Annotated in this window: 8 protein-coding genes; 1 reads left to right on the top strand and 7 read right to left on the bottom strand. The window is 33.7% G+C overall.

Annotated elements, in window-relative coordinates:
- Positions 1-42: 42 nt before the first annotated feature.
- The 7 genes from M2098_RS11290 to M2098_RS11260 all read right to left on the bottom strand — a co-directional run bounded on the left by M2098_RS11290 (position 43) and on the right by M2098_RS11260 (position 8,127).
- The gene (locus tag M2098_RS11290; protein ID WP_280684552.1) at positions 43-261 is read right to left on the bottom strand and encodes a PTS glucose transporter subunit IIA; all 219 of its coding nucleotides are present in this window, start codon (positions 259-261) and stop codon (positions 43-45) included.
- Complete coding sequence (locus M2098_RS11285; RefSeq protein WP_280684550.1) at positions 261-1,595, bottom strand: 6-phospho-alpha-glucosidase; 1,335 nt, start codon at positions 1,593-1,595, stop codon at positions 261-263. The genes M2098_RS11290 and M2098_RS11285 overlap by 1 nt, the downstream gene beginning before the upstream one ends.
- 1 nt (position 1,596) lies before the next feature.
- The gene (locus M2098_RS11280; RefSeq protein WP_280684548.1) at positions 1,597-3,132 is read right to left on the bottom strand and encodes a PTS transporter subunit EIIC; all 1,536 of its coding nucleotides are present in this window, start codon (positions 3,130-3,132) and stop codon (positions 1,597-1,599) included.
- Positions 3,133-3,302: 170 nt separating this feature from the next.
- Positions 3,303-4,025, bottom strand: coding sequence for a hypothetical protein (locus M2098_RS11275; protein ID WP_280684546.1), 723 nt, complete (start codon positions 4,023-4,025; stop codon positions 3,303-3,305).
- 563 nt (positions 4,026-4,588) lie between these two features.
- Positions 4,589-6,025 carry a PTS transporter subunit EIIC gene (locus M2098_RS11270; RefSeq protein WP_280684544.1) on the bottom strand — a complete coding sequence of 479 codons (1,437 nt, stop codon included), beginning with the start codon at positions 6,023-6,025 and terminating at the stop codon, positions 4,589-4,591.
- Positions 6,025-6,852 (bottom strand): PRD domain-containing protein, encoded by an 828-nt coding sequence (locus M2098_RS11265; RefSeq protein WP_280684542.1) that lies wholly within the window; start codon positions 6,850-6,852, stop codon positions 6,025-6,027. The genes M2098_RS11270 and M2098_RS11265 overlap by 1 nt, the downstream gene beginning before the upstream one ends.
- A gap of 9 nt (positions 6,853-6,861) precedes the next feature.
- Entirely contained in the window at positions 6,862-8,127 is a 1,266-nt protein-coding gene (locus M2098_RS11260; RefSeq protein ID WP_280684539.1) for a PTS transporter subunit EIIC, read from the bottom strand.
- Between the two features lie 108 nt (positions 8,128-8,235).
- Between M2098_RS11260 and M2098_RS11255 the strand changes: the two genes are divergently transcribed.
- On the top strand, positions 8,236-8,718 hold the full coding sequence (locus M2098_RS11255) for a glucose PTS transporter subunit IIA (protein WP_280684537.1): 483 nt from the start codon (positions 8,236-8,238) through the stop codon (positions 8,716-8,718).
- Positions 8,719-8,959: the final 241 nt, after the last annotated feature.

Raw genomic sequence — 8,959 nt, 5'->3', positions numbered from 1 at the left:
TTCGATTTTTTGTCAACACATTGAGCAAATAAAAAAGAAGGGTCAGATATTTCCAACTCTTCTATGTTTTACAATCCTTAACTTAATGACATTGGATACAACTCCACTTTTTGGTGCATAAAGTTCACCCTTACTAGGAATAATCGCAAAACCAGGTCCTAATGATTCACCTGCAAATACAGGATCATTTACTTCACACAATGGAATTATCTTTCCTGAACATGGTGCACAAAACACCTGTTTCTTCTTAAATAGTCCCATTACTTTAACTCAGTCCAGTACTCTTTATTTGCTTCGATGTAATCATCAAGCAACGCTTTTGCCACATCTGTATTTACTACTGCACGGTTTAATACTAAGGCTTTTAAAGCTTTCATATAGTCACCTTCAAGAGCTGCTTCAGCTGTTAGTTTTTCATAAGCGTGTTGGTTTTCAATAAGCCCTTTATAGAACGTTGGAACTTCACCTACACTTATTGCTTCCACTCCATACGTTCCTACACGACAAGGTACTTCTACCATCATATCAGGATCTAAATTCGAACATGTTCCATTGTTTTTTGTGATGATTAGGAAAATTTCATTACTATTATTTGCTAGTGCGGTTGCTAAATCAACAATATACTCTGCATGACAACCTGCATCAGGTTCTGGTTCATATGCAGTTCCTTTGATTTTTCCAAGTTTAACAACTGCATCTAGTGTTTCATATACTTCTTTTTCATTACCTTCCATTACCTCGTCTGCTCTTGTGTGGTTGATATCTTGCTTCTTAAACATCTTTTGAGGATATAGGTAATATTGCATATATGTATTTGGTAAGTATTCATCATAGTCGCTAATCATAGTACTCATAAAATCAAATGTAGCTTTCCATGATGGCTCTTCAAATAGTTTTTCTGTTTTGAATTCTTTTGGTGTTTTTAAAATGTTACGTAACTCTGGAAGATAATCATGACCTGTTTTTACATCATAGATATTTGTGAACCAACCAAAGTGGTTTAGCCCAAAGTAACGTGGTTCAAAATCTTTACGTTTTTTTCCAAGAACATTCGCATACATATCCATAATTGCAATTGGCATATCACAAATATTAATAATACGGTGATCTTCTGGGAACACTTTTTCTGTCGCTTGCGCAACAATCGCAGCTGGATTTGAATAATTTAAAATCCAAGCTTCTGGAGCATATTTACGAATATCTTTAATAATATCAATAACTGCAGGAACACTACGCATTCCATATGCAAACCCACCTGCTCCACATGTTTCTTGTCCAAGACATCCATGTTTAATTGCGATTTTTTCATCTGATGCACGCATTTTTAAGCGACCAGCACGAATTTGCATCAATGCAAAGTCGATACCTGTATATGCTTCTTCAGGATCTGTCGTATACACTACCTCAACACCTGGATAATATTCATTAAATAGTATTTCTGCATATTTTCCGACTAACTCTTGTCGTTCTGCTTCGTTATCATAGAAAACGATTTTCGCTAATGGAAAACGTTCTTTTTGGTTACATAACATGGTAAGCATATCCGGTGTATAACGACTACCTCCACCAATGATACAAATTGTGTACTTTTTCATTTTATTCCTCCCAGTTTACACATGCTTTAAATGCTTCGCAAACTTCCTGTACTTTCATTCCGATAATAATTTGCACATTATTACCTTTTACAACTGAGCCTTTAGCTTGTGTTTGCTCAATAATTTTTTCATCTACTTTTGAGACATCTTTGACATCAATACGTAATCGCGTGAAACAGTTTTCGATACTTTCAATATTATCGACTCCACCCACTGCTTGTACGAATACTTGAATATCTGCATCCCAATCACTATTTCCGATTTGTCCTTCATTAGCACCAGTTGCTAATACAAGTTCGCGACCTGGTGTTTTTAAATCCATTTTCTTAATCATGAATTGGAACACAAAGAACCATACGATAACTGCAATAATTCCAACGATAAAGAAGATGTGGATTTTTGTAAGTTCAATTGGCAATGGTAAGTTACAAATTACCATATCTAATAAACCGTAAATCATATATGTTCTTGATCCAAGTAACCACAGTAACATTTCAAACAATCCAGTTAATAGACCATGAACTAACCATAATAGTGGTGAAGCAAATAAGAACATGAAGTCAAATGGCTCTGTAATACCTGCAACCATTGCAACAAACACACTTGGTAATAACATACTGATAACTTGTTTACGACGTTCTGGTTTTGCAGTTTTAATGAATGCTAAGAATGCTCCTAACACTCCAAATGCTTTTGCAAATCCAAATGTAGCGAAACGAACCGATTCATGAATTGCAGTAATTGCTCCTGGGTTTGCCATTTCTGCATAGAAGATGTTTGCAGCTCCTGAGTATACATTTCCAGCAATTTCAGTTACTCCACCAAAACCAGTGAAACAGAATGGCATCCATAACATATGGTGTAATCCAGTAGGAATTAAGAAACGGTTTCCAAATGCATATGCAAACACACCACCTGGTCCTGCATCTTTCATAAATTCTGTAGTTGCTGCAATTCCATCATTTACAGTTGGCCAAATATAAGTAACTCCAACTCCAAGAACTAAGACAACTGGAATCATAACTGCGAATGCTAAACGTGATCCACCATAAATTTTAAACATGTCACTGAATTCAACATTTGCGAATTTGTTGAATACAAATGCAGTAATACATCCTAGGATCATCCCTAAGAATACACCCATGTCACTTACTTGAAATCCTAAAACAATTGCTTGCCCTGTTCCAAATAAACCCATTTCTCCTGGTTCAGCTAACATACCTTGACTTGTTAACCAAGCGTTATTTACTGCAAGAAACATTAAATATGAAATAGTTGCAACTAGTGCAGCATCCACTTTCTTATTTTTTGCCATTGTTGTTGTCAATCCTACACAGAAGATTAACGATAAGTTATTCAACATTGCATCCATCATAGATGAAATAAGTCCCCCAAATGCCACGATTGGCTCAGGCATAAACTCTAATTTCATAATTGTTGCTAATGCAATAACAGTTCCCATAATCGCCAAGAACATTACTATTCCTGTCATCGATCTAGAAAACTTATTCATTAATTTGATAAGTTTTTCTTTCATTTTCTTGTTCTCCTTTTTAAATTCCCTTTATGATATACAACGTGTCGACCCTTGTACAAACAAAGTATAACGAGATGAAATCCTTGATACAAGCATTTACGATGGATGGTGAAAAAGGTCACCACATTGTGACAAAAGTTACTAAAAAAGCCATCCTTCGATAGATGACTTTATTTCTCATTTGGTTTTTCTAAGAATGTTTTCGAATATTCCTCAAGGACCATTTCAAAGAATACAATGATCTTTGCGGTAAAGAAATCCGCCTTGTAATGATTTTTCGTACTTTTTATTGAATCAATTTGAATACTTGTGTGTGCAAGTTTTCCAGCTGGTGAATTTAAGTCAGAACTAAAAACAAGCACATTAAATCCATTTTCCTTTGCTTCGCGTATTCGCTCAAGAATTTCTCCTCTTGCCCCTGAATTAGACATTACAATAAACAATCCCTTTTTAAAGGTTGTATTGGCAAATGCTTCATAGTGATAACAAAAATTCGCATTGAAATTAAAGACGAGTAATTTTTGAATAATGTAATCTCTAGCAGCATCTACGTATCCTAAGGAATCTACCAAAATTTTATCATTTCGATAATAGTGTAATAATTCAGCAACATTTGGAATGTACTGCGAATTAGACCCATCTTTCTCAAGTGAAGATATTTCAAACACTTCAGGTGAATATTGATTTTTCTTACTTGCAAGCATCATGTAATACATTTCGCTATATCCACTATATCCGAGTTTTTTACTTAATTTGATAACTGTGGCTTTTGAGACAAAACACTCCTCAGCAATTTTTACAACATTTACCTTTTCATTTTGCTCAATATACTTCCAAATGGTATTCATAATTAGATTTTCTGTATCGTTTAAATTCGTTTTATTTATATTCATATGACCCTCTACCATAATTATAAGCCAAATATGCTTATGTTGCACGAATTATAGAGTTTTCATCAAAAAGGATATAGTTGATATCTAAGTATCTCATCTATATCCTTTGTGTTTTACTGTCTTTCTTTATTTATCGTGTCAATTTGTGCTGACGAAAATTACAATGATAGTTTGATATTGTGGTTGCATATGTTTGATCTTTGATTGACTCTTTTTTACATAGATTTCTTCAATTAGGACATTGATTTCATTTTTTGTGATCATCTAAATAATATGTCACAACCCCCTTCTGCATTTTGCATACCAGGGCGATTTCGACTTTTTGTCTTAAAAACAAAAAAGATCAATACCGAAAAAAATATCGATACTGATCTTACCCAATCAAAGTAATAATTCAAACTATTTAATTTCATAATAATTGAAAGAAAACGTTTTTCCAACCCAAGCATTTACTTTTATTACATAACATAAACAAGCATTTACAAATCTAATAAAAATTAGCATTTTCATTAGAGAATCATTTCGTTATATTCTTATATATTTCATACTTCTAGTATTAAATTCTAGTTATTATGTTTTACTTGCTTTCCCAAAATGGATTCTAAATGTTCTACAATAGCACCTGCATTTGGTCCATATACAATTTGTATTTCATCACCAAACTGCATATATTCAATTGCCCCTGTTTGTTTTAACAATTCAAAGTTAAAAGCTTTTGGATTATGTAGATGGAACCGTACTCTTGTAATACAGCAGTCAATTGCTTGTACGTTGTTCATTCCACCAACAGCATATATCAATGCTGTGCATATTGTATCAATTTCAGTATTTTGCAATGGTGTTGTCACTCGATGATCCACTTCTATTTCCCGCCCTAGCGTATGCAAGTTATTACGTTTGATGATATATGTAAATCCAAAATAATATGCAATGGCTAGTACAACTCCCATAATTAGAAGCATCAATGGCATTCGTGTAAATGGCATTTGCAGACTCAACATAAAGTCGATAAATCCTGCACTAAAACTAAATCCTGCAATCCATTGAAACTGTGCAGCAATAAATACTGAAATTCCAGTTATAGCTGCATGTACTAAGTACAATTGTGGAGCGATAAACATAAACGAGAACTCTAAAGGTTCTGTCAATCCAGTAAAAAATGAAGCGAACGCTGCTGATAATAAAAATGAGCGTACTTTGTTTTTATTTTGTGGATACGCAGTTCTGAGCATCGCAAGTGCAGCTGCTGGCAAACCAAACATCATCACTGGGAAAAAACCGGCTTGATACATCCCTGTAACTCCATAGGTTCCTTGACTTGACCAGAAGTTTCCAATATCATTAATCCCCACCACATCAAACCAAAATACGGAATTAAGTGGATGATGCATTCCAATTGGAATTAAAAGTCGATTAAAAAACGCATAAATACCTGCTCCTAGTGGTCCTAAAGAACTAATGAAATTACCAAACTGGATAAGCTTATTATAGATAAATGGCCATACAAAAATTAAGATACAACATAATCCTAACGAGACAATCAGTGAAACAAGTAAAAGTATTACATTTTCATTTAACGTATCTAAATGTAATTTATGTAATCGATTGTATATAGCAGAAGCCACAACTCCTGAAAGGATTCCAATGAACTGATTATCGATATGCTCAAATGGTTGATTAAAATTATCGACTGGAAAATCGTACACATCAATTCTTTGTTGGGCTAATACATTGGTAATAATTAAAAAAACAAAAAGCCCAGCAAAAGCACTAATCCCCTTGTGATGATCACTTAATCCATAAGCGACACCAATAGCAAAAGCAACTGGCATAAATCCTAAAATTGCTTCACCAGAAGTGCGTAAAATGACACTAAGAAAATGGACAAAGGTAGCATCCACACGTGCTAGCATGGCTCCAATACCAATTAAAATAGCAGCAATTGGAAAAATCGCAATCGGTAATAATAATGCCTTCCCGATTTTTTTCAGATAATTCATTAGATACTCACAATCTTATTAATATGAATCATTAAGTATACTAGTTCATCTTTTGTGAGCGTGTAATGATAATTCAATTTCACAATGTCAAAAATATTCTCTACGCATAGCTCCATCTTTTCATGTTTATTAATAAGTAAAGTATACATTTGATCAAGGTTCAATGGTTCCTTTGTGTCCTTGATAAATATATGTTGTGCTAAAAATTTCAAATGTGTTGATAATCTTGAGGTATCAAGTGATTCATCACTAAATGAAATACCAAACACATTTTCAATAATCGTTTGTACATCTTTAACAAATGCAACAATACGTTTTGCATCACGTACTTTATTCCCTACTGTTGCATTTACAATATGCATGGCAATATAACTTGCCTCATCTTTTGGAAATTGAATCCCTGTGTTTGCTTGAATCAAACGTAATGACCATAAACCAATACGATATTCATCTTTATATAAACTTTTGATTTCATCATGCATTAAGTTTGGAATTTCCAACCCACGTTTTTTTCGATCTGCTGCATACCACAAGTGGTCTGTTAGCGAGATAAATATTTGGTTAGATAATTCTATATCCATTTCATTAACTGCCTTCGTAGCTATCGCTTCAGCAATTTGAAAATACATAATCGGAGTACGATTTAGTAATTCAGCAAACTGCTTTTTTTGTTGGTCTTCAAATGAATAAACTTTTTCCACACGATTTTGATCCACGTCATCATGTACTTTCCGATTAAACCCTATTCCATTTCCTGTAACAACATATTCATTATCGCCATCCACAGCAACAACAACATTGTTGTTATAAATTCGACTTATCTTCATCATTCACCTCTATATTACTAGTGACGCATCTGCTTGTGTAATGTATGCGTCTAATGCATCATATAATGCTTTTGGTGCAACACCTTGCACGATTAATTCATTGTCGTGTATTTCAATTTGAATACTTTTTGGTAAAGCTTCTATTTCACTTGTTCGTATCAACATTTCTTCTTCCAATGTGATATACAGTTTTTCTTCTAAAATATGGAGCGTAATAATATTTTCTATACCACCAACTGCATAAATAAAATCTGCAACTTGCTTTTCATCAAGTTGTATACGTTGTCCTTTATGTATCGAATCATCGATGTGATTTCTTACGAAATAGAAACTTATCACACAAAGTAAGCTTCCACCGATTAGTATACTCACCATACTTGGTTGGTATGCAATTTGCCATATCCACAAAATACTTTGCAAAGCATAAAACAAAAACATGTATAGTGGATTAAATGTAAATAGTAAGAAATGAAACAATAATGGATCCCCTTGAATGAATGCTCCAACTCCAACTAGTAAAAATACAAGTCGCCATTCTTTTAAGGCAGCTTTATGTTTACTATTATACAAAAGTATAAGTAGTAGTGGAATCACGATTTGCATCAAAATTGTTTGGTTTGTAAAGAAGATGGCATGTTCTTGCAATAATTCTAGTGATGAAAGCCCAATAAATGACAACAGAACTTGTAGCCACATATATACTATAGGACCAATCGTTGTTATGTTTCGTACTTGCAACATCCATGCAATTGCTCGATACATAAACGGCCAAATAATAATAAGTAATGAACCGATAACTATCATTACAAGTCCGGTAATGATTGGCACTAAACGTTTTCCTGAAAAGAATGCTAGACCACTTGGTAGTTGAACATTATAAAATCGATTATATATACTTGCTCCAAGTAAACCACACATGATTCCCATACATCCATTTTGAATACTTGTATAATCAAATTGAAGTACAAATGAACAACCCTCTAATGCCTTAGCGAGTGTTTCATTAGATGCAATATGAATTAGTACGATATAACCTATCATTCCACTTAGCACACTTGTACCATCTTTTCGTTTAGCAAAAAACATCGCAAAGCTAGCTGCATACAACAAAGGTAAATATTGTATATATGCATGATACGTTTCCATAAACATTCTACCTACATGAAATGAAAACGATGTATTTATAAAATCACCAAAGACATATAAAGCATATACGATTGGTACAAAAAGGGTTGGATACAACAAACTTTTTGCGTATTTTTTAACAAATTCCATGTTTGCTCCTCCCTTTTTATTACACTCTATAGTATACCAAGAAATACGATAAATCTTGACATTTTTTTTGGAATCAACTACGCTTATTGAAGAATTAGAGGTATATATATGTTTCATTTGTTAGGAAGAAAAAACAAACGAGTTCGCGTATATGCTCCAATTCAAGGTAGTATTGTTTCTTTAGATGAGATTGTTGATCCTGTATTTTCACAACGTCTAGTTGGCGAAGGAATTGCAATCAAATCAAATTCAGGTTCAGTTTATGCACCTGTAGATGGAACGATTCAATGGGCAATGCGTTCAAAACATGCCATTTCCATTCAAACAAAACACAATGCAGTCATTTTAATTCATATTGGTTTACAAACCGATTCATCAAAAAGTGAGTCCTATAAACCGCTTGTTCCTAACGGGACAAACGTAAAAGCTGGTGATGAAATATTACACTTCTCACCTAATGAATATGAAGGACAAAACAACCATGTGATGATTCCTGTTATCTTACTGGATTCCCAGTTTTATCAAATGAGTAAAGTGAAAACCAGTGGATCTGCAGTACAGAAGAAAACAATACTTTTTGAATTTAAATAGATAAGGTTAGATTGTTACCAAGAAATTGAGCAAAACTGACGTAATCACCTACAGGTGTTTTTACGCATGTTTTGCTTTTTTTACGCGAACTTATTACGAAAAAGAATGCACATCAACATGCATTCTTTTTTGGTATATTCAGAATTAGCGGGGTGAAAATCGCTTTAAACCATTATGGGGTCAAACACACATTGGCTTTAAGACTTTAACGGGGTGAATTATCATCCCGTTTTTTGATACC

The sequence above is a fragment of the Breznakia sp. PFB1-19 genome, assembly GCF_029893935.1.
In the GTDB taxonomy this organism is placed as follows: Bacteria; Bacillota_I; Bacilli_A; order Erysipelotrichales; family Erysipelotrichaceae; genus Breznakia; species Breznakia blatticola.
Note: the sequence above shows the minus strand (reverse complement) of the source record. Positions and strands in the feature narration are given on the sequence as shown.

Coding starts and splice junctions, on each gene's coding strand:
- M2098_RS11275 (WP_280684546.1), bottom strand. CDS start 4,025: ATGAATATAAATAAAACGAATTTAAACGATACAGAAAATCTAATTATG.
- M2098_RS11270 (WP_280684544.1), bottom strand. CDS start 6,025: ATGAATTATCTGAAAAAAATCGGGAAGGCATTATTATTACCGATTGCG.
- M2098_RS11255 (WP_280684537.1), top strand. CDS start 8,236: ATGTTTCATTTGTTAGGAAGAAAAAACAAACGAGTTCGCGTATATGCT.
- M2098_RS11285 (WP_280684550.1), bottom strand. CDS start 1,595: ATGAAAAAGTACACAATTTGTATCATTGGTGGAGGTAGTCGTTATACA.
- M2098_RS11290 (WP_280684552.1), bottom strand. CDS start 261: ATGGGACTATTTAAGAAGAAACAGGTGTTTTGTGCACCATGTTCAGGA.
- M2098_RS11265 (WP_280684542.1), bottom strand. CDS start 6,852: ATGAAGATAAGTCGAATTTATAACAACAATGTTGTTGTTGCTGTGGAT.
- M2098_RS11280 (WP_280684548.1), bottom strand. CDS start 3,132: ATGAAAGAAAAACTTATCAAATTAATGAATAAGTTTTCTAGATCGATG.
- M2098_RS11260 (WP_280684539.1), bottom strand. CDS start 8,127: ATGGAATTTGTTAAAAAATACGCAAAAAGTTTGTTGTATCCAACCCTT.